The following is a 24,504-nucleotide window of genomic DNA, read 5'->3' as shown; positions in this document are numbered from 1 at the left end:
CCGTCTTCGTGTGCGTCACGTCACCAGACGTTGACCGTGGTGCTTCCGCGCAGGTCCGCGGAGGACGAACCGGTCTGCAGGAGCCGGTTGCCCGTTCCCGTCTTCCAACAGTCCGCTGCGGCGTCCCAGAACTGCAGCTGACGGCGGTCGACGTTCACCGTCACCGTCTTCGACTCGCCCGCGGCGAGCGCGACCTTCGTGTAGCCCACGAGCTTCTTCTTCGCCTGCGGGGCGGTCACGTTCGGGCTGGCACCGAGGTACGCCTGGACGACCTCCTGGCCCGCGCGCTGCCCGCTGTTGCGGACCGTGACCGTGACCTTCAGACCGCCCGTGGACGTCCGCACGACGGTCGGGGCGCTCTGCGTGAACGAGGTGTACGACAGGCCGTGCCCGAACGGGAACAGCGGCTTGACGTTCTCCTTGTCGAACCAGCGGTACCCGACGTGGATGCCCTCGGTGTACTGCTGCTGGTTGTCGACGCCCGGGTAGCGGTTCGGGTCGCCGGCGACAGCGTGCTGGTTCTCGGCGGCCGGGAAGCTCTGGGTGAGCTTGCCGCTCGGGTTGACGTCACCGTAGAGCAGCGCGGCGGTGGCCTCTGCGCCCGCCTGGCCCGGGTACCACATGTCCAGGACCGCGCGGGTCTTGGACAGCCACGGCATCAGCACCGACGAACCGGTGTTGAGGACCACGATCGTGTTCGGGTTGGCGTCGGCGACCGCCGAGATCAGCTTGTCCTGCGTGCCCGGCAGCGACAGGTTCGGACGGTCGACGCCCTCGGTGCCGTCGTCGTAGGCGAAGACGACGGCCGTACGGGCCTTCTTCGCCGCCTCCACGGCCTTCGCGATCGTCGCGTCGGCCGCCTGCGGCGTCACCCAGCCCAGCTCCAGGGAGAGCGGGGTGGCGCTCATCGCGAAGCCCGAGACGGTGAGCTTGTGCGTGCCCTTGGTGAGCTTGAGGAGCGGGCTGCTCACCTTGCCGTAGACCTGGCCGGCCTCGATGGTGTGGCTGCCGAGCTGCACCGTGGCGTATCCGCCGGTGGCACGGACCGCGATGCGGTACTCGCCGTCGGCGGGCACGGTCAGCGTGCCGTCGTACAGAGCTCCGGCCTGACCCGGCTGGAGCTGGACGCCGTGGTTGAACGCCGGGCTGAGGTTCCCCGCCGGGATCTGCGACCCGAAGATCTCCTCACCCGTCTCGTACGACACCGTCGCACCCGCGCCGGCGCGGGCCTTGATGGTGTCGAGCGGGGCGGCCGCCGAGTCCGGGACGACGTGGGCGCTGCCCAGGCCGGTGACCTTGGGGTCGACGGCCGTGGGGCCGATGACCGCGATGCTCTTGCCGGCGTCACCGGCGAGCGGCAGGGCCTGGCCCTCGTTGCGCAGGAGCACCGCGCCGTTCTCGGCGACCTTGCGGGACACCGCCTGGGCACCCGCCTTGTCACGCTCGGGCCGCGGCGCCGGGGTGGCCGACAGCAGACCGAACTTGTCCATCTGGCCGACGATGCGCTCCGCCGACGTGGTCACGGCCGACTCGGGGATCGTGCCGTTCAGGACGGCCTGCTTCAGCGCGTCACCGAAGAACTTGGCCGGCGGCGAGGGCTCGCCCGGCGGGATGTCGCCGGGAAGCTCGACGCCCATCTCCTGGTCGAGGCCCTTGGTGATGGCGTCGGTGCCCGGGGTGGCGAGCCAGTCGGACATCACCCAGCCCTGGAAGCCCCACTGCGTGCGCAGCACGTTGTTGAGGAGCTCGTCGTTGCCACAGGACGGCTTCCCGTTGAGGCCGTTGTAGGCACACATGAAGGAGGCCGCGCCGGCCTTGGAGGACGCCTCGAACGCCGGGAACTCGATCTCGCGGAGCGTCTGCTCGTCGACCGTGGCGTTCACGCTGAAGCGGTTGTTCTCCTGGTTGTTGGCCGCGAAGTGCTTGGCCGTGGTCATCAGACCCGCACCCTGGATGCCCTTGATCTGGGCGACCGCGGTGCGCGAGGAGACCAGGGGGTCCTCGCTGAAGGTCTCGTAGTTCCGGCCGCCGTGCGGCACCCGGATGTTGTTCATCATCGGTCCCAGGACCATGTCCTGGTTCAGCGCGCGTCCGTCGCGGCCCATGACCTTGCCGTAGCTGTCGGCCATGGTGTCGTCGAAGGTGCTGGCCAGGGCGACCGGCGCGGGCAGCGCGGTGGCGGTCCTGCCCACCAGCCGGATGCCGTTCGGGCCGTCGGCGGCACGCAGCTCCGGGATGCCGAGACGCGGCACGCCGGGGAGGTAGCCGACGTTCTGCCGGTCGGGGTCCAGCGCCCAGTGGACGAAGCTGATCTTCTCGTCGAGCGTCATCTGGGCGACGAGCTCCGCCGCCCGGCTCGTGTACTGGACGTTGGCGGTGTCGGCGGCGCCGGGAGCGGCCGCCGCCACGGTGGTGCCCGCAAGGAGGGTGCCGACGACGGCCAGGGTGAAGGCCCTGGGGGTCGTACGGCCGCGGCGGACGCGCGGTATTCGGGTCTTACCTGTCACGGTTCGTTTCTCTCTCTGTGCTTGGTGCGCCCGGGACGTTGCCCCGGGGGGTCTGTGTGTGTGGGCGGAGTACTAGGCGGGGACGCCGACGAAGAGGCCGCGGCCCGAAGGCCCGCCCTCCAGGTACTCGACGCGCAGCCCCGCGGCCGTGAAGGCGGCCTCGTACTCCGCCTGGTGGAAGAGGGTGATGAGGTGGACGTCGGAGAAGTGCCGTACGCCCTTGCCCGGGTCGGCCACCGTGAAGTGCACCTCCATGCGCGTCGCGTTCCCCTCGCGCACCGAGTGCGAGACGCGGGCCACGGTGCGCCCGTCCCGGCGGACGACGTCGGCGCTGACCCAGCCGTCGGCGAAGGTCTCCGGGAACCACCACGGCTCCACCACGACGACGCCGCCGGGCTCCAGGTGCTGCGCGAACGAGTCGACGGCGGCGTCGAGTTCACCGGTCGTACGGAGATAGCCGACGGAGCTGAACATGCTGACCACGGCGGAGAACCTGCGGCCGAGCCGGAAGTCCCGCATGTCGCCCTGGTGGAGCGTCGCGTCGGGCAGCCGCGTGCGGGCGTGGGTGAGCATGTCCTCGGACAGCTCCAGGCCCGCGGTGTCGGCGAACTCCTTGGTGAAGTGCTCCAGATGGGTGCCCGTGCCGCAGGCCACGTCCAGGAGCGAGGACGCCTCGGGGGCACGGGAGCGCACCAGGTCGGCGATGTCGGAGGCCTCGGCGGCGTAGTCCTTGCCGCGGCCGAGGTAGAAGAGGTCGTAGACGTCGGCGTGGTCGACTTCGTACACGGAACTCCTGCTTTCGGGCTGAGGGTTGGGGGCTTTCCGGGTCCCCCGGGGTCCACCGTCCACCGCGGTCCACCGGGGTCTTCCGGGGGTTTCCGACGGGGGTCAGGGACGGTCGGAGGCCGGCGGGCGGCGGTGCTGTGCGGCGAGCCGCTCCAGCTCGGGGACGACCCCGGCCGGGGTGGGGTCGCCGAAGGTCTCGTCGCGCAGCCGGTGCGCGGCGGCGGTGACCGAGGGGTCGTCGAGGATGCGGACGACGGCGTCCCGGACGGCCTGCGGGGTGAGGTCGGCCGGCGGCAGGAAGAACCCGGCCCCCTGGTCCGCGACGGCCCGCGCCTTCACCGGCGCGTCCCACAGCTCGGCGAGCATCACCTGCGGCACCGCGTTGATCACGGCGGTCGCGTACGTGCCGGCCCCGCCGTGGTGGATGATCGCCGAGCAACTCGGCAGCAGCGCGTGCATCGGCACGAAGTCCGTGAACCGGGTGTGCTTCGGGTAGCTGCGCACCTCGGCGCGCTGGCTCGCGTCGAGCGTCGCGATCAGCTCGATGTCGAGGTCGGCGAGCGCCTCCAGGATGTCGCCCTGCGAGACGCCGTCGCCGCCGAGGACCTCCCGCGCGGAGACGCCGAGGGTGAGACAGACCCGGGGCCGCGCGGGCGGCTCGCTCAGCCAGTCGGGCACGACCGACGTGCCGTTGTACGGGACGTAGCGCATGCCGACGGTGGGCAGGCCGGTGTCGAGACGCAGGCTGGGCGGGGTCGGGTCGACCGTGAACTGGCCGGTGACCAGCTCCTCCTCGAAGGAGGCGCCGTACCGGTCGAGCGTCCACGTCAGCCACTCGGCCGTGGGGTCCTCGCGGTGCTCCGGCGGCTGCCGGTCCCGCAGCGCGACGAACTTGCGGCGGGCGCTGCCCATCACGTCGGGCCCCCACAGGACCCGGGCGTGCGCGGCGCCGGTGACCTGCGCGGCGACGGCGCCCGCGTAGGTCGTCGGCTCCCACAGCACCAGGTCCGGCTGCCAGGAACGGGCGAAGTCGACCAGGTCGTCGACCATCGAGTCGTTGTTGGCGAGCAGATAGAAGTACGGGGCGAGGATCGCCTCGATGCCGAGGGCGTGGTCCCAGTCCAGCGGCTCGGGACGGGCCTCGTCGAAGGCGATCGCCGGGTGGTTGGGGCGCGGCTCGCCCGCCATCCGCACCCGGTACTCGTGGATGAGGTGGTCGGTGCCGACGGGCACCGCGGCGAGCCCGGACCCGGTGATGGTGTCCGTGAGCGCGGGCTGGCTGGCGACCCGCACCTCGTGCCCGGCGGCGAGCAGCGCCCAGGCCAGGGGCACCAGGCCGTAGTAGTGCGTGTGGTGTGCGAACGAGGTCAGCAGGACGCGCATGGCGTCGTTGTCCTTCCTGCCGGTGGAGGGGCGGGGGCGGGGCGGGGCGGCGGCCCGGGAGGGCCGCGTCCCGGTGTCTCAGGCGCTCACCGGGACGCTCAGCAGCCCGCGGCCGACGGGCGCCCGGCGGGGGCGGAGCACGGGCCCGGCCTGTCGCAGCCCGGGGAAACGCCCGGCCAGGGTCCGCAGCGCGACCTCCGCCTGGAGCCGGACCGAGGCCGCCACCGGGCCGTACGGGCCGGCGGGGTGCAGCGCGAGGTGCGCGGCGGCGTCGGGGCGCGCGAGGTCGAAGCGCTCCGGGTCCGTGAAGACCTCCGGGTCCCGGCCGGCGGCGGCGGTGAGGACGACGACATGCGCGCCGGCCGGAAGACGCCGGCCCGCCAGCTCCGTCTCCGCGCGGACCACCCGGGCGTCCAGCTGCACCGGCGGGTCGTAGCGGAGGGTCTCCTCCACCGCGGCCGCGGCGAGCCCGGGCCGGTCGCACAGCTCCCGCCACTGCTCGGGGTGGGCGAGGAGGGCGAGCACGGCGTTGCCGGTGAGCTGGACGGCGGCGGTGACACCGAGCGCCGACAGCAGGCCACCGCCGGAGGAGTCGGCGAGCAGCGCCGCGAGCGCGGCCAGCGCGTCGTCGGCCGCCCGTACCGTCCGCAGGGACTGCGGGGCCAGCAGACTGTCGGACAGCGGCCGGAGCCGCTCCACCAGGTCGGCGAACTCCCCGCGCCGGTCCTCGGGAACACCGAGCACGGCAGCGGCCGCGGCCGTCACCGCCGGGCGGACGTAACCGCCCACCAGCTCGAACGCGTACGACGCCGACGCGTCCGGGGCGAGACCCTCCAGGGTCTCCCGGTGGATCCGCTCGACCACGGCACGGTGCCCGGCCTCCGCCGCGTCGCGCGCCGACGGCAGCGCCCGCTCGCGCTCCAGCGGGCAGCCCTCCCCGTACGAGAGGACCTGCTGCGGCACGGGCGCGCCGTCGGCGCCGGACACACCGAAGTCCGCCGAGGAGAGGACGCGGGCCGCCAGGGCGTGATCGCCGGTGACCCAGCTGCCCGTCGGGCTGAAGGAGAGCGGGCCGCGGGCGCGCAGCCGCTCGTACGCGGGATACGGGTCGTCCGACTGGCCGCGCAGCACGGTGGCGTACGGGTCGCCGTTCGCGGCGTGGATCCAGTGGATGCCGCGGGTCTCCAGGAGGTGGGTGCCGAGTTCACGGTCGGCCACCGCGCGGACGACGCGGCCCAGCGGGGGCTGCGTGAGGGCCCCCGTCAGGTCGTCGGTCACCGTGGGTTCTGCCATCTCTTCGCGGCTCCTTCGATAAGACGGGTCGGAGGCTGCACGACGCGGGGATCGGGTGCGCAGCGGGTGACGAGCAGGTGGTCGGAGATGTCGTTGCAGATCTCGTGCCACTGGTCGTTGAGGTAGAAGTGGCCGCCGGAGTAGGCCCGCAGGCAGAACGGACCGCTGGTGTGCCGGCGCCACTCGGCCACCTCGTTCAGCGGCGCCTTCGGGTCGCGGTCGCCGGCCAGCGCCATCACCGGGCAGGTGAGCTTGGCGGAGGGCCGGTGCTCGTACGTCTCCGCGGCCTTGTAGTCGCTGCGCAGCGCGGGCAGCACCAGCCGCAGCAGTTCGTCGTCCTGGAGGAACCGGTCGTCGGTGCCGTTGAGCCGCCGGATCTCGGCCAGGAACGCCCGGTCGTCCAGCTGGTGGACGAGCTTGTCCGACGCCAGGGACGGGGCGCGCCGGCCGGAGACGTACAGGCCCTCGGGCCGTACTCCGTGCCGCTGTTCGAGGATGCGGGCCGTCTCGTAGGCGACGGAGGCACCGAGACTGTGCCCGAAGAAGGCCAGCCGGCCTTCCCGCCACCAGCGTTCGGTGGCCGCGACCACGTGCTCGGCGAGCTCCTCGACGCTCTCCAGGCACGGTTCGTCGCGCCGGTCCTGGCGTCCGGGGTACTGCACCGACAAGGCCTCGACGGAGGGGTGGAGCTCCTCGGAGAAACGGAAGAAGTAGCTGGCGGAGCCGCCGGCGTGGGGCAGGCAGACCAGCCGCACCGTGCTGTTCGGCGACGGGTGGAAGCGCCGGATCCACAGTCCGCTGTCCACGTTCAGGGGTCTGTCGTTCACTGGTTCGCTCCCTGCGCGGTGTCCCGAGCCGCGTCGGTGCTCCGGTCCGCTGCGGTGTTCCGCTCGATGCCGTCGAGCCAGGCGAGCACGGCGTCGGCGACGGCCGGAGCGTGGTCCCGCATCATCGTGAAGTGGTCGCCGGGCACGTCCGCGACGGTGTGCGGAAGGTCCCAGTGGGCGCGCCAGTCGCCGCGCTCGTCCTGCCAGTCGCCCAGCCGTTCGGACGCCCGGACGAGGAGCACGGGCGCGCTGCTGCGGCCAGGCCGCGGTCCGGCGAGGAACCGGGCGTACCGGCCCATGGCGAGCAGCCGCGCATCGGACATCGGCTCGAGCTCGCCCGCGAACAGGCCCTCGCCGAGCTGCCTGCTCCACACCTCGATGGGCTCCTGATGGCCCGGCGGATAGGGGTCGACCAGGACGATTCCGGCAGGCGGCGCGCCGTGGGCCCGCTCCAGGCGGAAGGCCAGCTCGTGGGCGAGCAGGGCGCCGCCGGAGTGCCCGAGCAGGACGACCGGGGCGTCCCCGGCGGCCCGGAGGACCGCCAGGGCCTGGGCGTCGAGCGCGGCGTCGAGGTCGGCCGGGAGGAGGGCGGTGCCTGTGCCCGTGCCGGCGCCGTAGCCGGGCAGGGGCACGGCGAGGAAGTCCCGCTCCTCCTGGAAGGCGGCGCTGAGCCGCAGGAACTCGTGCGGGCCGCCGTTCGCCGCGGTGCCGGTGCAGCCGACGAGGACGGCACGGCCTTCCGCCCGGTCCGTCGGTCCGCCGGCGAGCAGCACCGGGTCGAGCCGCTCCGAGCAGTCCTTGGGCGAGGCGAACTGCGGTCGGAACGCGGAGGCTTCGGCGAGGACGTCGAGGAACTCGCCGTACCGGTCGTCCTCCACGGCCTGCCGGAACAGGGCGCGGAACATTCCGCCGTCGGTGCCGGCCTCGGAGTGGGCCACGGCCGGAGCGGTGACCTTCTCCTCCTCCGTCCGGTCGTGGTCGGACGGTTCGGCCACGGCCCAGTTCCGCTCGGCCAGCTCGTCGCTGATGCGCTCGGCGAGCGCGACGGGCGTGGGGTGCTCGAACACGACGGTGGGGGGCAGGTGGAGACCGGTCAGCCGGTTGACGCGGTTGCGGAACTCGACGGCGGTCAGCGAGTCGAAGCCGATCTCCCGCAGCGGGCGGTCGACGGGGACCTCTTCGGGCGAGTCGCACCGGAGCACGGAGGCCGCCTGCCGCATCACCATCGCGAGTACGGCGCCGCGCCGGCCCTCCTCGTCGAGGTCGTCCGCGCCCGGGCCCCACGCGAGCCCCGTCTCGGCCACGGCCCCGGGCTCGGGAGCGCTGTGAGCGGGCACTTCGCCGGGACCCGCGGGGCTGATCCAGTACGAGCGGTGCTGGAAGGCGTACGTAGGGAGGTCGGAGACCGCGGTGCCGAGGGCGCCGCCGGCGGGGAGGAGGGAGTGCCAGTCGACGGGCAGGCCGTTGGCCCAGGCCTCGGCGAGGGAGGTGACGAGGCGGTGCTGTCCACCGTCCTCGCGGCGCAGGGTCGCCAGACCGGTGACGGTCCCGGGGAGGGCCATGGTGAGGACGGGGTGGGCGCTGACCTCGACGAAGTGGGTGAAGCCCTCGTCGGTGGCGAGGGTTTCGACGGCGGGGGCGAAGCCGACGCGGTGGCGGAGGTTGCGGTACCAGTAGGCGGCGTCGAGGGCGGGCTCGGTGATCCAGCCGCCTTCGAGCGTGGAGAAGAACGGAATCCGGGGAGCCTGGGGAGTCAACCCGGCGAGGACCTCGGCGAGTTCGCTCTCGATGGTCTCGACGTGGGCGCTGTGGGAGGCGTAGTCGACGGGGATGATCCGCGTGCGGACCCCGTCGGCCTCACATGCCCGGGCGAGTTCCTCGATCCGGGCGGGGTCGCCCGACACCACGGTGGCGCCGGGCCCGTTGACGGCGGCGATCGACAGTCCGTCGAGGTTCTCGATCCGCTGTCGGGTGGCGGTCTCGCCGAGGGCGAGGGAGATCATGCCGCCCTTGCCCGCGAGGTGCCTGGCGATGGACTGGCTGCGCAGGGTCACGACCCGTGCGGCGTCGTCGAGGGTGAGTGCCCCGGCGACGTACGCGGCGGCGATCTCGCCCTGCGAGTGGCCGATGACGGCCTGGGGGGTGATGCCGTGGTGCTGCCAGACCTGCGCGAGGGAGACCATGACGGCGAAGGTCACGGGCTGGACGACGTCGACGCGGTCGAGCGTGGGCGCGCCGGACGCCTGCCGGACGACGGCTTCGAGGGACCAGTCCACGTAGCGGGAGAGCGCGGTCTCGCACTCGGCCATGGCGGCGGCGAACTCAGGTGATGTGTCGAGGAGTTCGGCGCCCATTCCGGCCCACTGCGAGCCCTGGCCGGGGAACACGAACGCCACCCGGCCCGGGTCGCCCGCCGTGCCCCGCACCAGCCCTTCCGGCATCCGCAGGGCGTCCCACAGGGACTCGCGGCTGCCGCCGACCGCGACCGCGCGGTGCTCCATGGCCGTGCGGCCGCCGACCAGGGCGCGGGCCGCCGCGGCCGGATCCAGATCCGTACGGGCTTCCGCGTACGCGGCGAGCCGCCCGATCTGCGCGTCCAGCGCGGCCGGGGTCTTCGCGGACACCAGCCACGGCACCACGCCACCGGCGGGCGACGGCTCGACGTCCTCCGCCTTCTCGACGGCCGGAGCCTCTTCGAGGACGACGTGCGCGTTCGTCCCGCCCACACCGAACGCGGAGACGCCCGCCCGCCGGGGCCGGCCCGGCTGCTCCGGCCAGTCCATGGCCTCGGTGAGCAGCTCGACCGAGCCGGCCGTCCAGTCGACCTGGTCCGTCGGCTCGTCCACGTGCAGGGTCTTCGGCAGCACCCCGTGGCGCAGCGCCTGCACCATCTTGATGACGCCGGCGACACCGGAAGCGGCCTGCGTGTGCCCGATGTTCGACTTCACCGTGCCCAGTCGCAGCGGCTGCCCCGGGGCACGCCCCTGCCCGTACGTGGCGAGCAGCGCCTGCGCCTCGATCGGGTCGCCGAGGCGGGTCCCCGTGCCGTGGCCCTCCACGACGTCCACGTCGGCCGACGTGAGCCGCGCGTCGGCCAGCGCCTGCCGGATCAGCCGCTGCTGGGACGGGCCGTGCGGCGCCGTGAGGCCGTTGCTCGCACCGTCCTGGTTGATGGCGCTGCCGCGCACGACGGCCAGGACCCGGTGTCCCTTGCGCCGCGCGTCGGAGAGCCGTTCGAGGAGGAGCACGGCGACGCCCTCGCCCCAGGCGAGGCCGTCCGCCGCCGAGGCGAACCCCTTGGTCCGGCCGTCCGCGGCCATCGCCTGCTGACGGCTGAACTCGATGAACGCCCCCGGCGTCGCGAGGACGGCCACGCCGCCGACGAGGGCGGTCGAGCAGTCGCCGTTCCGCAGGGCCTTCAGGGCGAGGTGCAGGGCCACGAGCGACGAGGAGCACGCCGTGTCCACGGTCACGGCGGGTCCCTCCAGGCCGAGGGAGTACGCGATGCGCCCGGAGGCGACGGCGGAGGAGTTGCCGGTGACGACGTATCCGCCGGTTCCTTCGGGAGCAACGCGGATGTCCGGCGCGTAGTCCTGGTAACCACAGCCCACGTACACGCCGACGTCGGTGCCGCGGACCGACGCGGGGTCGATGCCGGCCCGCTCGAAGACCTCCCAGGAGGCTTCGAGGAGCTGCCGCTGCTGCGGGTCCATGGCGAGGGCCTCGCGCGGCGAGATCCCGAAGAACCCGGCGTCGAAGCCGGCGGCGTCGTCGAGGAACGCGGCGTTGCGGACGTACGTCGTGCCCTTCCGCCCGGGCTCCGGGTCGTAGAGGGAGTCGATGTCCCAGCCGCGCTCCTCCGGCACGTCGGAGACGAGGTCCTTGCCCGCGGCGACGGCGTCCCAGAGGTCCTCGGGAGACCGGATACCGCCCGCGAAACGGCAGCTCATGCCGACGATGGCCATGGGCTCCTGCCGACGGTCAGCAAGGCGGCGGCTCTCTTCACGGAGTTCTTGGTTCTCCTTGAGAGAGGCGCGCAGAGCGTCCACCAACTGCTCGTTGGAACTCGTCATCTGGGTGTGGTCTTCCGCTCGTGGATGGGGTTGTGGGCGTGTGGGGGGCGCAGGTGTGGGTGGGGGCGACCGGCGTCAGGTGGTGCGGGGGCCGAGGGCCAGGCGGATCAGGGCCTCGGCGTCGAGGTCGTCGATCGCCACCGCCGGCTCCTGCTCCGTGTCGGGGCCCGCGGCGGCGGTGTCCGGGCCGCCCGGTACCGGCTCGGGCTCGATGCCGGTGAGGCGCAGGACGGTGTCGAGGACCCCCGCGTCCCGCAGCCGGTCGAGGGGCAGTTCGGCCAGGGCCCGCCGCACCCGCCCCTCCCAGTCCGTCGGGGCCGGCTCGGCCGGTGCGAGGTACGTCCCGTGGAGGTGCGCGGCGAGCGCGGCGGGCGTCGGGTGGTCGAAGACCGCGGTCGCGGGGAGCCTGCCGCCGACCACCGCGGAGAGCTGGTTACGGAGCTGCACGGCCGTCAGCGAGTCGAAGCCGAGCTCGGTGAACGCGCGGCCGGGAGCGACCCGGTCGGGGGAGGAGTGGCCCAGTACGGCCGCCGCGTGCGTACGGACGAGGGTGAGCAGCGCGGCCCGGCGCTCGGGCTCGGGGAGCGCGGCGATCGCCGCCAGCGCCGACGACTGCCCGGAGCGCGCCGACGCGGCGTCGCCGGGAGCCGGGGCGCCCACGGGGGCGACGGGCGCGGCCAGCGCCTGCCGGGCCTCCGGGACGCCGTCGATCAGGAGGCTGGGCCGGGAGACCGTGAACGCCGGCGCGAACCTCTCCCAGTCCACGTCGGCCACGGCGACGAAGGTCTCGTCGTGGCACAGGGCCTTGGCCAGCTCGTCCAGGGCGCGGTCGGGGCTCATCGGACGGATGCCGCGCCGCTGCCAGTACGCGTCGTCGGCGCCCCGGCCCATGCCGTCGCCCGCCCAGAGTCCCCAGGCGACCGAGGTCGCGGTCTCGCCGCGGGCACGGCGCCGGGCGGCGAGGGCGTCGAGGTGGGCGTTGGCCGCCGCGTACACACCCTGACCGCCGCTGCCCCAGACCCCGGCATTGGAGGAGTACAGGACGAAGGCGTCCAGCGGAGTGCCGCGGAGCAGGTCGTCGAGCACCTCCGCGCCGCTGGTCTTCGCGCCCAGGATGCGGGCGATGTCCTCGGGGCCGGTGGCGTCCAGCGGGTCGCCGCCCGGCGCGCCGGCGGTGTGGAGGACGGCGGTGAGGGGGGTGTCGGCGGGGATGTCGGCGAGGAGGGTGCGCATGGCGTCGGGGTCGGCGACGTCGCAGGCGGCGAGGGTGACGCGGGCGCCGAGTTCGCGGAGTTCGTCGGCGAGTTCGGTGGCTCCGGCAGCCTGCGCGCCGCTACGGCTGACGAGGAGGAGGTGTTCGGCGCCGTGGTGGGCCATCCAGCGGGCGGCGTGGCCGCCGAGGGCTCCGGTGCCGCCGGTGATGAGGACGGTGCCGTGGGGCTGCCAGTCGCGGGTGGGCCGGCGTCCGTGGAGAGGAGCGCGGGCGAGACGGCGGGCGTGGAGCCCGGTGGCGCGGATGGCGATCTGGTCCTCGCCGGTGCTGCCGGTGAGGGCGGTGGCGAGGTGGGCGAGGGCGGGCGCGTCGGGCTGGGCGGGGAGGTCGACGAGACCGGCCCAGCGTTCGGGGTGTTCGAGGGCGACGACGCGGCCGAGGCCCCAGAGCATGGCCTGGTCGGGGTCGGCGGGGGTGTCGTGGCGCCCGAGGGAGACCGCACCGCGGGTGACGCACCACAGAGGCGCCTCGACTCCGGCGTCGCCCAGCGCCTGCACCCAGGCGACGAGGGGCGTGAGCCCGTCGAGGAGCGAGACCACGCCGGTGAATCCGTCCCCGGCCGTCAGCCCGGCGAGCCGGGCGGCGAGGGCCTCGCGGTCGTCGTCCGACCCGAACGACAGCACCTCTACGTCCGCCCCGGCGGCCTTCAGCGCGCCCAGGAGCTCGGCGTCGGGCCGGCCCTCGGCGGCGACGAGCCACCGGCCGGACAGGTCCGCCTGGCCCGCGGTCGTCAGCGGCTTCCACTCGACGCGGTAGCGCCAGTCGTCGGCGGCACTGGTGGGAGCGGAGTGCTGGAGCCAGAAGCGCTCGGTCTGGAAGGCGTAGGTGGGGAGGTGGTCGGGGTGGCGGCCGGTCGTGGTGGGGAGGAGGGAAGCCCACTCGACGGGGAGGCCGTTGGCCCACGCTTCGGCGAGGGAGGTGACGAGGCGGTCCCGGCCGCCCTGCTCGCGGCGGAGGGTGCCGAGGCCGGTGACGGTGTCGGGGAGGGTCATGGTGAGGACGGGGTGGGCGCTGACCTCGACGAAGTGGGTGAAGCCTTCGTCGGTGGCGAGGGTTTCGACGGCGGGGGCGAAGCCGACGCGGTGGCGGAGGTTGCGGTACCAGTAGGCGGCGTCGAGGGCGGGTTCGGTGATCCAGCCGCCTTCGAGGGTGGAGTAGAACGGCACGCGGGGAGCCTGGGGAGTCAGACCCGCGAGGACCTCGGCGAGCTCCTTCTCGATGATCTCGACGTGCGCGCTGTGGGAGGCGTAGTCGACGGGGATGATCCGCGCGCGGATCCCGTCGGCCTCGCAGACGCGGGCGAGCTCCTCGATCTGGGCCGGGTCACCGGAGACGACGGTGGCGGTCGGTCCGTTGACCGCTGCCACCGACAACCCGTCGAACGTGACGAGCCGTTCGAGGACTGCGGTCTCGCCGAGGGCGAGGGAGAGCATGCCGCCCTTGCCCGCGAGGTGTGCGGCGATGGACTTGCTGCGCAGGGTGACGACGCGGGCGGCGTCGTCGAGGGTGAGGGCTCCGGCGACGTACGCGGCGGCGATCTCGCCCTGGGAGTGGCCGATGACGGCCTGCGGCGTCACGCCGTGGTGCTGCCAGACCTTGGCCAGGGAGACCATGACGGCGAAGGTGACGGGCTGGACGACGTCGACCCGCTCCAGGGTGGGCGCGCCGGGCGCCTGCCGGACGACGGCTTCGAGGGACCAGTCGACGTACGGGGCGAGCGCGGCCTCGCACTCGGCCATCGCTGTGGCGAACTCAGGTGATGTGTCGAGGAGTTCGGCGCCCATTCCGGCCCACTGGGTGCCTTGGCCGGGGAAGACGAACGCCACGCGGCCGAGGTCGGTGGCCGTGCCGCGTATCAGCCCTTCCGGCATCTGCAGGGAGTCCCGCAGGGCCTTCGGGCTGTCGCCGATCGCGACCGCGCGGTGGTCCATGGCCGTGCGGCCGTCGATCAGCGTGCGGGCGACCGCAGCAGGGTCCAGGTCCGTACGGCTGTCCGCGTACGCGGCGAGCCGCCCGATCTGCGCGTCCAGCGCGGCCGGGGTCTTCGCCGAGACCGGCCACGGGAGCACACCCGCCGACGGCTGGACGGCCTGAGTCTCCTCGGCGGCCGGAGCCTCCTCCAGTACGACGTGCGCGTTCGTGCCGCTGATGCCGAAGGACGAGACCGCTGCTCGGCGCAGGCCGCCGTCGTTCTTCTCCGGCCAGTCCATGGCCTCGGTGAGGAGTTCGACCGTGCCCGCCGACCAGTCGATCTGGTCCGACGGCTCGTCCACGTGCAGCGTCTTCGGCAGCAGCCCGTGGCGCATCGCCTGCACCATCTTGATCACACCGGCGACACCGGCGGCCGCCTGCGTGTGCCCGATGTTCGACTTCAACGCGCCCAGCCTCAAAGGCTGTTCGTCGCCGCGTTCCCGGCCGTACGTGGCGATGAGGGCCTGGGCCTCGATCGGGTCGCCGAGTCGTGTGCCCGTGCCGTGGGCCTCGACGACGTCCACGTCACCCGGTGTGAGCCGGGCGTCCGCCAGCGCGCGCCGGATCACGCGCTGCTGCGAGGGCCCGTTCGGAGCCGTAAGACCGTTGCTCGCGCCGTCCTGGTTGACCGCGCTGCCGCGCACGACCGCCAACACCCGGTGGCCGTTGCGGCGCGCGTCCGACAGGCGCTCCACCAGCAGGACGCCGGCGCCCTCCGCCGGGCCGAACCCGTCCGCCGAGGTGGCGAAGGCCTTCGAGCGGCCGTCCGAGGCCAGGCCGCGCTGTCGGCTGAACTGTACGAAGAGGTCCGCGTTGGGCATGACCGTGACGCCGCCGGCGAGGGCCATGTCGCACTCGCCCTTGCGCAGGGCCTGCACGGCGAGGTGCAGGGCGACCAGCGACGACGAGCAGGCCGTGTCCACGGTCAGGGCGGGGCCGTCCGTACCGAGGACGTACGCGATACGGCCGGACAGGAAGCCCAGCGCCGCGCCGCTGACCAGGTGGCCTTCCAGCTCGGGCGACTGGACGGCCGTCGTCTGTCCCGAGGTGTAGCCGGTGTGCCAGCCGCCGACGAAGACGCCGAGGCCGCTGCCTTTCAGGGTCGTCGGGTCGATGCCCGCGTGCTCGATCGCCTCCCACGCGGTGGTGAGGGACAGGCGCTGCTGCGGGTCCATGGCGAGGGCCTCGCGCGGCGAGATCCCGAAGAAGTCGGCGTCGAACTCGCCCGCGTCGTGCAGGAATCCGCCGGACCGGCAGTACGTCCTGCCGGACGCGTCCGGGTCCGGGTCGTACAGGCCCTCGACGTCCCAGCCGCGGTCCTGCGGGAACTCCGAGATCGCGTCCTCGCCACCCGCCACCAGCCGCCAGAGGTCCTCCGGCGAGGCGACACCGCCCGGCAGACGGCAGGCCATGCCCACGATCGCCACCGGCTCGTGCGTGCGTCCCTCGATCTCGCGCAGACGCCTGGTGTTCTGCTGCAGCTCGGCGGTGACGCGCTTGAGATAGTCGCGGAGCTTGTCTTCGTTGTTCGCCATGGCTCCCGTTCTCGCCTGTCCGTTCCGTGTGTGAGGGCTGGTGGTGCTGGTGGTGCCGGTGGTGCCGGTGGTGTCAGTGGTGTGGGTCAGGCCAGGTCAGGAGTCGGAGTCGCCCAGCTCCCTGTCGATGAAGGAGAAGAGGTCGTCGTCGGACGCCTCGTCCAGGTCGGGGGCGTCGCCGTCGCCGTCGTCCCCCAGTGCCGCGGCAAGCGCCCTGAGCCGGGCGGCGAGTTCCGGGCGGCCGCCGGCGGCGGGCGCGAGGGAGGCGAGTACCCCTTCCAGCCGGTCGAGTTCGGCGAGGGCCGCCGTCGTCTGCCGGTCCGTCGCGGGCGTGCTCCCCTCGGATCCGCTGCCGGTTCCGTCCGTCCAGGACCCGCCCGCGACCGCGGCGAGTTCGTCGAGCAGGTGCCCGGCCAGTTCCCCGGGGGTGGGGTGGTCGAAGACGAGGGTGGCCGGGAGCCGCAGTCCGGTGGCGGCGTTGAGGCGGTTGCGGAGTTCGACGGCGGTGAGCGAGTCGAAGCCGGTGTCGCGGAACGCGCGCTCGGTGTCGACCCGGCCCGGGGTGCCGTGTCCCAGGACGGTCGCCACGTGCGTACGGACGAGGTCCCGCAGGTGCGCGGCCCGGTCGTCCGGCGTCATCGCGGCGAGCCGCCCGCCGAGGTCCGTGTCCCCCTCGGCGGGGCGGCCGGCGGCGGTCCTGCGCCGGGCGGCCGGCGTGGCGCCGGGCCGCGACCCGCGGGTGAGCCCGCTGAGCAGCGGCGCCAGCATGCCGTCCCTCTCCTGGGCGCGGAGCGCGGCGACGTCCAGGGCGATCGGGACGAGCGCCGGGTCGTCGCGGCGCATCGCCGCGTCCAGGAGGGACAGGGTCAGCTCGCTGTCCATGGGTGTCGCCCCGGAACGGGCGAGCCGCGAGCGGTCGGTGTCGCTGAGTCCGCCGGTCATGCCGCTGTTCTCGGCCCAGAGTCCCCAGCCGAGGGAGAGGGCGGGGAGTCCGGCCGCCCGGCGGCGTGAGGCGAGGGCGTCGAGGGTGGCGTTGGCGGCCGCGTACGCGCCCTGCCCCGCGCCACCGAAGACGGCGGCGGCTGAGGAGAACATGACGAACGCGGCGAGGTCGTACGCGGACGTCGAGGTCAGTTCGTCGAGGAGGAACGCGGCGTCGACCTTCGGACGAAGCACATGCTCCACGTCCTGCGTCGTCATCGACGGAAGCGTTCCGTCGGACAGGACTCCCGCGGTGTGGACGACCGCGGTCAACGGGTGCTCGGCCGGAATCCCGGCCAGTACGCCGGTCAGGGCTTCCCGGTCCGCGACATCGCACGCCACCACCGACACCACGGCCCCGAGACCCTCCAGCTCGGTGACCAACTCCGTCGCCCCGGGGGCGTCCGGGCCGCGACGGCTGACGAGCAGCAGACGCCGCACACCCCACTCGCTCACCACATGGCGCGCCACGATGCCGCCCAGCGCGCCGGTGCCGCCGGTCAGCAGGACCGTTCCGTCCGGGTCGAGGCCCGACGGCATCGTGAGGACGACCTTGCCCGTGTGACGGGCCTGGCTGACGTGCCGGAAGGCGTCGCGGGCGCGGCGGACGTCCCAGGTGGTGACGGGCAGGTGCCGGAGCACCCCGCGCTCGAAGAGGGCGAGGACCTCGGCGAGCATCTCGCCGATCCGCTCCGGCCCGGCCTCGCCGAGGTCGAAGGCGCGGTAGCCGACACCGGGATGGTCGGCGGCGACCTTCTCCGGGTCGCGTACGTCGGTCTTGCCCATCTCCACGAAACGGCCGCCCGGTCCGAGCAGGCTCAGCGAGGCGTCGACGAACTCACGGGCGAGCGAGTTCAGGACGACGTCCATGCCGGCTCCGCCGGACGTCGTGCGGAACGCGTCCTCGAAGTCGAGGGTGCGGGAGGAGGCGATGTGCGCGTCGTCCAGGCCGAGGCGGCGCAGGGCCTCCCACTTCCCGGGGCTCGCCGTGCCGTGGACCTCCACGCCCCAGTGCCGGGCGAGCTGCACGGCGGCCATGCCCACGCCGCCGGCGGCGGAGTGGACGAGCAGGCGCTCGCCGGGCTTGACGTCCGCCAGGTCGCGCAGGGCGTAGACGGCCGTCAGGAACACCACCGGTACGGAGGCGGCCTGGGCGTACGTCCACCCCTCGGGCATCCGCGCGACGGTCCGCGCGTCGGCGACGACGACCGGGGCGTACGCGCCGGACAGCAGGCCCATGACACGGTCGCCGGGCGCGAGGTGCGTGACGCCGGGGCCGGTCGCGGTGACCACGCCGGCGCCCTCGGTGCCCATCAGCGCCGGATCGGGGTACATGCCGAGGGCGATCAGGACGTCGCGGAAGTTGAGACCGGTGGCCCGTACGGCGATGCGGACCTGGCCCGGGCCGAGCGGCTCCGGGGCGAGCGCATCGGCGTCGCCGGGCGCCGCCGTGAGGCTCTCCAGGCTGCCGTCCGCACCGGGCTCCAGGCGCCAGAGGGCCGGAGCGGCGGGAAGCGGCAGAGCGGCGAGACCGGCGGCCGCGGCGGGCGCGGAGGCCCGTGCCAGACGGGGTACGAGGAGCGCGCCGTCCCGCACGGCGAGCTGCGGCTCGTCCGAGCCGAGGGCGGTCGCGAGGACGTCGCCGAGCGCGACCGGATCTCCGAGGTCGCCGTCGACGTCGAGCAGCACGAACCGGCCGGGGCTCTCCGTCTGCGCGGACCGGCCCAGGCCCCATACGGCGGCCTGTCCCGTCGACCGCACGCCGTCGCCGGAGCGGGCGGCGACCGCGTCGCGGGTCACGAGCACCAGACGCGCGTCGGTGAACCGGTCGTCGGCGAGCCAGGCCTGCATCAGCGCGAGCGATCCGTGCAGGGCCTCGCGGACGTGCTCCAGCCCACCGGGGCCGGGAGCGGGGCAGGCCACGAGGACGGTCGTGGGGGCCGGGGTCTCGCCCCGGTCCACCGCCTGCGCCAGGTCGGCGAGGTTCGGGAAGGAAAGGCCGTCGCTGCCACCGGCGCGCAGCGCCGCGACCAGGCCGTCGGCATCGCCGCCGCCGCCCAGCACGACCGTGCCGGGCAGGAGCGCCTGCGCGACGCCGTTCGCGTCGCCGTCCCACGCGGTCCACTCCAGGACGTGCAGCGCGTCCGGCGTCGGGTCGCTGATCGCCGCCAGCTGCGCCGGGTCGACGGGAAGCACCGTGAGGGAGTCCGCGGCGAACACCGGCTGCCCGGTGGCGTCGGCCGCGCTCACGGACACCGTGTCCGGGCCGACCGGGGCAAGCCGCACCCGGAGGGCGGTGGCGCCGACCGCGTACAGGGAGAGCCCGCTCCAGGCGAACGGCAGACGCGTGCCCTCGCCGAACGCCCCGCCCGCGCCGGCCGCCTGCACGGCGGCGTCGAGCAGCGCCGGATGGAGACCGAACCGCGCGCCCTCGGCGCCGGCGACCTCGGCCGGCAGGGCCACGTCGGCGAACACCTCGTCGCCGCGCCGCCACACGCCGCGGACTCCCCGGAAGAGGGGGCCGTAGCCGTAACCGCTCGCCGCGAAGCGCTCGTACAGACCGTCCACGTCCACCGGTTCGGCGCCCGACGGCGGCCAGGCCTCCGGGTCGGCGACGGGGACGGTCCGCTGCGAACGGGCCGCCAGCACACCGGTCGCGTGGCGCGTCCACTCCGCCTCGCCCGGCGCGTCCTCGGGGTGCGCGTAGAGGCCGAAGGTACGGCGGCCGGATTCGTCGCTCGCGCCGACGGACACCTGCACGCGGACCGCGCCGCGACGGGGCAGGACGAGCGGGGCGTCGAGGGTGAGCTCCTCGACCAGATCGCAGCCGACCTGATCCCCGGCCCGGAACGCCAGCTCCACGAACGCCGTTCCCGGCAGCAGCACGGTGCCGGACACCGCGTGGTCGGCCAGCCAGGGATGCGTACGGAGGGACAGGCTCCCCGTGAGCAGGCAGCCGTCGGAGTCCGCGAGCGGGACGGCCGCGCCGAGCAGCGGGTGCTCGGCCGCCCCGAGACCGGCGGAGGTGATGTCACCGGTGGCGGAGAGGTCCGGCTGCGGCCAGTAGCGCTCGGTCTGGAAGGCGTACGTGGGGACGTCGGGGTGCCGGCCGGTCGAGGCGGGGAGGAGAGAACTCCAGTCGACGGGGAGGCCGTTGGCCCACGCCTCGGCGAGGGAGGTGACCAGACGCTCCTGCCCTCCTTGCTCGCGGCGGAGGGTGCCGAGGCCGGTGACGGTGTCGGGGAGGGCCATGGTGAGGACGGGGTGGGCGCTGACTTCGACGAAGTGGGTGAAGCCTTCGTCGGTGGCGAGGGTTTCGACGGCGGGGGCGAAGCCGACGCGGTGGCGGAGGTTGCGGTACCAGTAGGCGGCGTCGAGGGCGGGTTCGGTGATCCAGGCGCCTTCGAGGGTGGAGTAGAACGGCACGCGGGGAGCCTGGGGAGTCAGACCCGCGAGGACCTCGGCGAGCTCTTTCTCGATGATCTCGACGTGTGCGCTGTGGGAGGCGTAGTCGACGGGGATGATCCGCGCACGGACCCCGTCGGCCTCGCAGGCGCGGGCAAGCTCTTCGATCTGGGTCGGGTCACCCGACACCACCGTGGCGGCGGGCCCGTTCACGGCGGCGACCGACAGCCCGTCGTGTCCGGCCAGTCGCTCCAGGACGACGGCCTCGCTCAGCGCGAGGGAGAGCATGCCGCCCTTGCCCGCGAGGTGTGCGGCGATGGACTTGCTGCGCAGGGTGACAACGCGGGCGGCATCGTCGAGGCTCAGGGCTCCGGCGACGTATGCGGCGGCGATCTCGCCCTGGGAGTGGCCGATGACGGCCTGGGGTGTCACGCCGTGGTGCTGCCAGACCTTGGCCAGGGAGACCATGACGGCGAAGGTGACGGGCTGGACGACGTCGACCCGCTCCAGGGTGGGCGCGCCGGGCGCCTGCCGGACGACGGCTTCGAGGGACCAGTCGACGTACGGGGCGAGCGCGGTCTCGCACTCGGCCATGGCGGCAGCGAACTCCTCCGACGCATCAAGGAGTTCGGCACCCATTCCGGCCCACTGAGTGCCCTGGCCGGGGAACACGAACGCCACCCGACCCACACCCGACGTCACACCCCGGATCAGCCCCTCGGGCGCGCCCAGCGCACCCGCCAAGGCCTCGCGTCCGGCTCCGATCGCGACCGCGCGGTGCTCGAACTCAGCACGCCCACCGGCCAGTACGCGTGCGACCGCACCCGCATCCAGATCCGTACGGCTGTCCGCGTACGAGGCAAGGCGCCCGATCTGCGCGTCCAGCGCGGCCGGGGTCTTCGCCGAGACCGGCCACGGCACCACACCCGCCGACGGCTCGACGGCCTGAGTCTCCTCGGCGGCCGGAGCCTCCTCCAGCACCACGTGCGCGTTCGTCCCGCTGATGCCGAAGGAAGAGACCGCCGCCCGCCGCAGGCCGCCGTCGTTCTTCTCCGGCCAGTCCATGGCCTCGGTGAGGAGTTCGACCGTGCCCGCCGACCAGTCGATCTGGTCCGAGGGCCTGTCCACGTGCAGCGTCTTCGGCAGGACGCCGTGGCGCATCGCCTGGACCATCTTGATGATGCCGGAGACACCGGCGGCTGCTTGGGTGTGTCCGATGTTGGACTTCAACGACCCGAGCCGCAGCGGCTGTTCGCCGTCCCGGCCCTGCCCGTACGTGGCGATCAGGGCCTGCGCCTCGATCGGGTCGCCGAGCCGCGTGCCCGTGCCGTGGGCCTCGACGACGTCCACGTCACCGGTCGTGAGGCGGGCGTCCGCCAGCGCGCGCCGGATCACGCGCTGCTGCGAGGGCCCGTTGGGAGCAGTGAGACCGTTGCTCGCGCCGTCCTGGTTGACCGCGCTGCCGCGCACGACCGCAAGCACGCGGTGGCCGTTGCGGCGCGCGTCCGAGAGGCGCTCGACGAGGAGCATGCCGACGCCCTCCGACGGTCCGAACCCGTCCGCCGACGCGGCGAACGCCTTCGACCGGCCGTCCTCCGCGAGCCCGCGCTGTCGGCTGAACTCCACGAACGTCGTGGGCGTCGACATCACCGTCACGCCACCCGCGAGCGCCAGCCCGCACTCGCCCTTGCGCAGGGCCTGCACGGCGAGGTGCAGGGCGACCAGCGACGACGAGCACGCCGTGTCGACCGTGACCGCCGGGCCCTCCAGGCCGAGCGTGTACGACACGCGGCCCGACATGATGCTGGCGGCGTTGCCCGTACCGACGTAGCCCTCCAGGTCCTCGGCGGTGTTGCGGAGCAGCGGCTCGTAGTGGGGGCCGTTGGTGCCCGCGAAGACGCCGACCTGCTGTCCCTGAAGGGAGGTCGGGTCGATCCCGGCGTCCTCGACGGCCTCCCAGGAGGTTTCGAGGAGGAGCCGCTGCTGCGGGTCCATGGCCAGGGCCTCGCGGGGCGAGATCCCGAAGAAGTCGGCGTCGAACTCGCCCGCGTCGTCGAGGAATCCGCCGGCGCGGCAGTACGTCCGCCCGGACGCGTCCGGGTCCGGGTCGTACAGACCTTCCACGTCCCAGCCGCGGTCCTGCGGGAACCCGGAGATCGCGTCCCCGCCGCCCGCCACCAGCTGCCACAGGTCCTCCGGCGAGGCGACACCGCCCGGCAGGCGGCAGGCCATGCCCACGATCGCGATCGGCTCGTCGACGGCGCCGCTGTCCACGGGCGCCGGCTCGGCGCCACCGGCCTGCTCACCGAGGATCTCCGTGAGGAGGAACTCCGCGAGTGTCCGGGGGGTCGGGTAGTCGAAGACGAGGGTGGCCGGGAGGGCCAGGCCGGTGGCGTTCTTGAGGCGGTTGCGGAGCTCGACGGCCGTGAGCGAGTCGAAGCCGAGGTCACGGAAGGCCCGCCCGGTGTCGACGGACTCCGGGGAGGGGTGGTTGAGGACCACGGCGAGGTGCTCGCGCACCAACTCCTGGACGCGCCGCTGCTGTTCGGCGCCGGTGAGGCCGCCGAGCTCGCGGCTCAGCTGACTGTCGTCGGTGGTCGTCGTCTGCTGCTCGTCGAGTGCGCGGCGCGCCTCGGGCAGGTCGGCGAGGAGAGTGCTCGGCCGGGCCGTGGTGAAACCGGGCGCGAAGCTCGACCAGTCGACGTCGGCGATCGTCACGGCGGTGTCGCCGTGGCCGAGCGCGGTGTCCAGGGCGGTGAGCGCCGTCGCGGGGGCGAGGGGCCGCAGGCCGAGGCGGCGCAGCCGCTCGCCGGTCGTCCCCTCGGTGACGCGGCTGCCCTCCCAGGGGCTCCAGGCCACGGACGTCACGGTGGGGCCGTCGGCCCGGTGCCGGCCGGCGAGGGCGTCGAGGAACGCGGTACCGGCCGCGTACGCGCCCTGACCGGCTCCGCCCCAGATCGCGGCGACGGAGGAGAAGAGGACGAGGGTGGGCGTACGGTCCCCGGGCGCCGCGGCTGCCACGACATCCCGCAGCAGGTCGTCCAGGTGCAGCGCGGCGGTGGCCTTCGCGGTCACGACGCGGGCGAGGGCGTCCGGGTCGGTCGCGGCCAGCGGGTCGGAGACGACCGTGGGCGGCAGGTGGAGCACGGCGCTGAGCGGGTACTCCTCGGGGACGGCGGCCAGCAGTCGGGCCGTCGCGTCCGCGTCCGTGAGGTCGCAGGCCACGACGGTGGCCGCCGCGCCCAGGTCCGCGAGTTCGGCGACGAGCCCGGCGAGGTCCGCGTCGGCGGTGTCGGCGGGGCCGGTGTGGAGGAGGAGGTGTCCCGCTCCGTCACGGGCCAGCCGGCGCGCGGCCTCGGCGGCCGCCGACTCCTCGGCGCCCGTGACCAGCACGGTGCCGTCGGCCTGCCACCACGGCGAGGTCGTGCCGTGGGCGGCGAGGGGGGCGCGGACCAGACGGCGGGCGAGCAGCCCGGAGGCGCGTACGGCGACCTGGTCCTCGCCCGTACCGCCGGCGAGGACCGTCACCATCCGGTCCAGGGCCGCCCGGTCGGCGTCCGAGGGCAGGTCGACCAGGCCGCCCCACCGCTCGGGGTGCTCCAGGGCGGCGACCCGGCCCATGCCCCACACCATGGCCTGGGCGGGGGAGGTGACGTGGTCGGCCCGGCCGACGGACACCGCACCGCGCGTGACGCACCACAGCGGGGCGCCGACGCCGGCGTCCTCCAGCGCCTGCAGCAGAGTGAGGGTGGCGCCGGTGCCCCGGGTGAAGGGGGCGGGGTGGCCGGGGTGCGCGCGCTCGTCCCACGCCAGCAGCGAGAGGACGCCGTCGACGGCTCCACCGGCCGCCGCCAGGACCTCGTCCAGCGCCTCCGCGAACCGCTGCCGGTCGGCCAGTGCGGACACGTCCAGCCGTACGGGGTCGGCGCCGGCGCCGGACAGCGCGGCGAGCACCGGGGCCGCCTCGGCGGAGCGGTCCTCGGGGGCGACGACGAGCCAGCGCCCGGACAGCGCGGTCGGCTCACCGGTCGTGAGGCGCTTCCAGTCGATGCGGTAGCGCCAGGAGTCCTGCACGGAGCCCTGGACGGCGGGGGAGTCGTGGAGCCAGTAGTGACGGCGCTGGAAGGCGTACGTCGGCAGGTCGGGGTGGGAGGCGGCGGAGGGAAGGAAGGCCTCCCAGCCGACGGGGAGGCCGTTGGCCCACGCCTCGGCGAGGGACGCGACCAGGCGGTCCCGGCCGCCCTGGTCGCGGCGGAGGGTGCCGAGGCCGGTGACGGTGTCGGGGAGGGCCATGGTGAGGACGGGGTGGGCGCTGACCTCGACGAAGTGGGTGAAGCCTTCGTCCGTGGCGAGCGTCTCGACGGCGGGGGCGAATCCGACGCGGTGGCGGAGGTTGCGGTACCAGTACGAGCCGTCCAGAGCGGGCTCGGTGATCCAGGCGCCTTCGAGCGTGGAGAAGAACGGCACCTG

8 protein-coding genes are annotated in these 24,504 nt (G+C 74.1%); all 8 read right to left on the bottom strand.

The genetic code is table 11. From position 1 onward, the window contains the following. Window positions 1-20: 20 nt before the first annotated feature. On the bottom strand, window positions 21-2,507 hold the full coding sequence (locus ACIBG6_RS37400; protein ID WP_399227234.1) for a beta-glucosidase: 2,487 nt from the start codon (window positions 2,505-2,507) through the stop codon (window positions 21-23). Window positions 2,508-2,579: 72 nt separating this feature from the next. After that, window positions 2,580-3,293 (bottom strand): class I SAM-dependent DNA methyltransferase, encoded by a 714-nt coding sequence (locus ACIBG6_RS37395; protein WP_399227233.1) that lies wholly within the window; start codon window positions 3,291-3,293, stop codon window positions 2,580-2,582. A 102-nt stretch (window positions 3,294-3,395) separates the two neighbouring features. Continuing rightward, entirely contained in the window at window positions 3,396-4,676 is a 1,281-nt protein-coding gene (locus tag ACIBG6_RS37390) for an activator-dependent family glycosyltransferase (RefSeq protein WP_399227232.1), read from the bottom strand. Window positions 4,677-4,754: 78 nt separating this feature from the next. Beyond that, the gene (locus tag ACIBG6_RS37385; RefSeq protein WP_399227231.1) at window positions 4,755-5,969 is read right to left on the bottom strand and encodes a P450-derived glycosyltransferase activator; all 1,215 of its coding nucleotides are present in this window, start codon (window positions 5,967-5,969) and stop codon (window positions 4,755-4,757) included. Beyond that, window positions 5,951-6,796 (bottom strand): thioesterase II family protein, encoded by an 846-nt coding sequence (locus tag ACIBG6_RS37380; RefSeq protein ID WP_399227230.1) that lies wholly within the window; start codon window positions 6,794-6,796, stop codon window positions 5,951-5,953. The genes ACIBG6_RS37385 and ACIBG6_RS37380 overlap by 19 nt, the downstream gene beginning before the upstream one ends. Then, window positions 6,793-10,869, bottom strand: a complete 4,077-nt coding sequence (locus ACIBG6_RS37375) for a type I polyketide synthase (RefSeq protein ID WP_399227229.1) — start codon at window positions 10,867-10,869, stop codon at window positions 6,793-6,795. Before ACIBG6_RS37375 ends, ACIBG6_RS37380 begins: the two co-directional genes overlap by 4 nt. 75 nt (window positions 10,870-10,944) lie before the next feature. Next, window positions 10,945-15,648, bottom strand: a complete 4,704-nt coding sequence (locus ACIBG6_RS37370; protein WP_399227228.1) for a type I polyketide synthase — start codon at window positions 15,646-15,648, stop codon at window positions 10,945-10,947. A gap of 96 nt (window positions 15,649-15,744) precedes the next feature. Then, on the bottom strand, window positions 15,745-24,504 hold an 8,760-nt coding region (locus ACIBG6_RS37365), incomplete at its 5' end, for an SDR family NAD(P)-dependent oxidoreductase (RefSeq protein ID WP_399227227.1).

It is taken from the genome of Streptomyces sp. NPDC050842 (assembly GCF_044456565.1).
Lineage (GTDB): Bacteria > Actinomycetota > Actinomycetes > Streptomycetales > Streptomycetaceae > Streptomyces.
The sequence above is the reverse complement of the archived record's forward strand: the minus strand, read 5'-3'. Positions and strand labels throughout refer to the sequence as shown.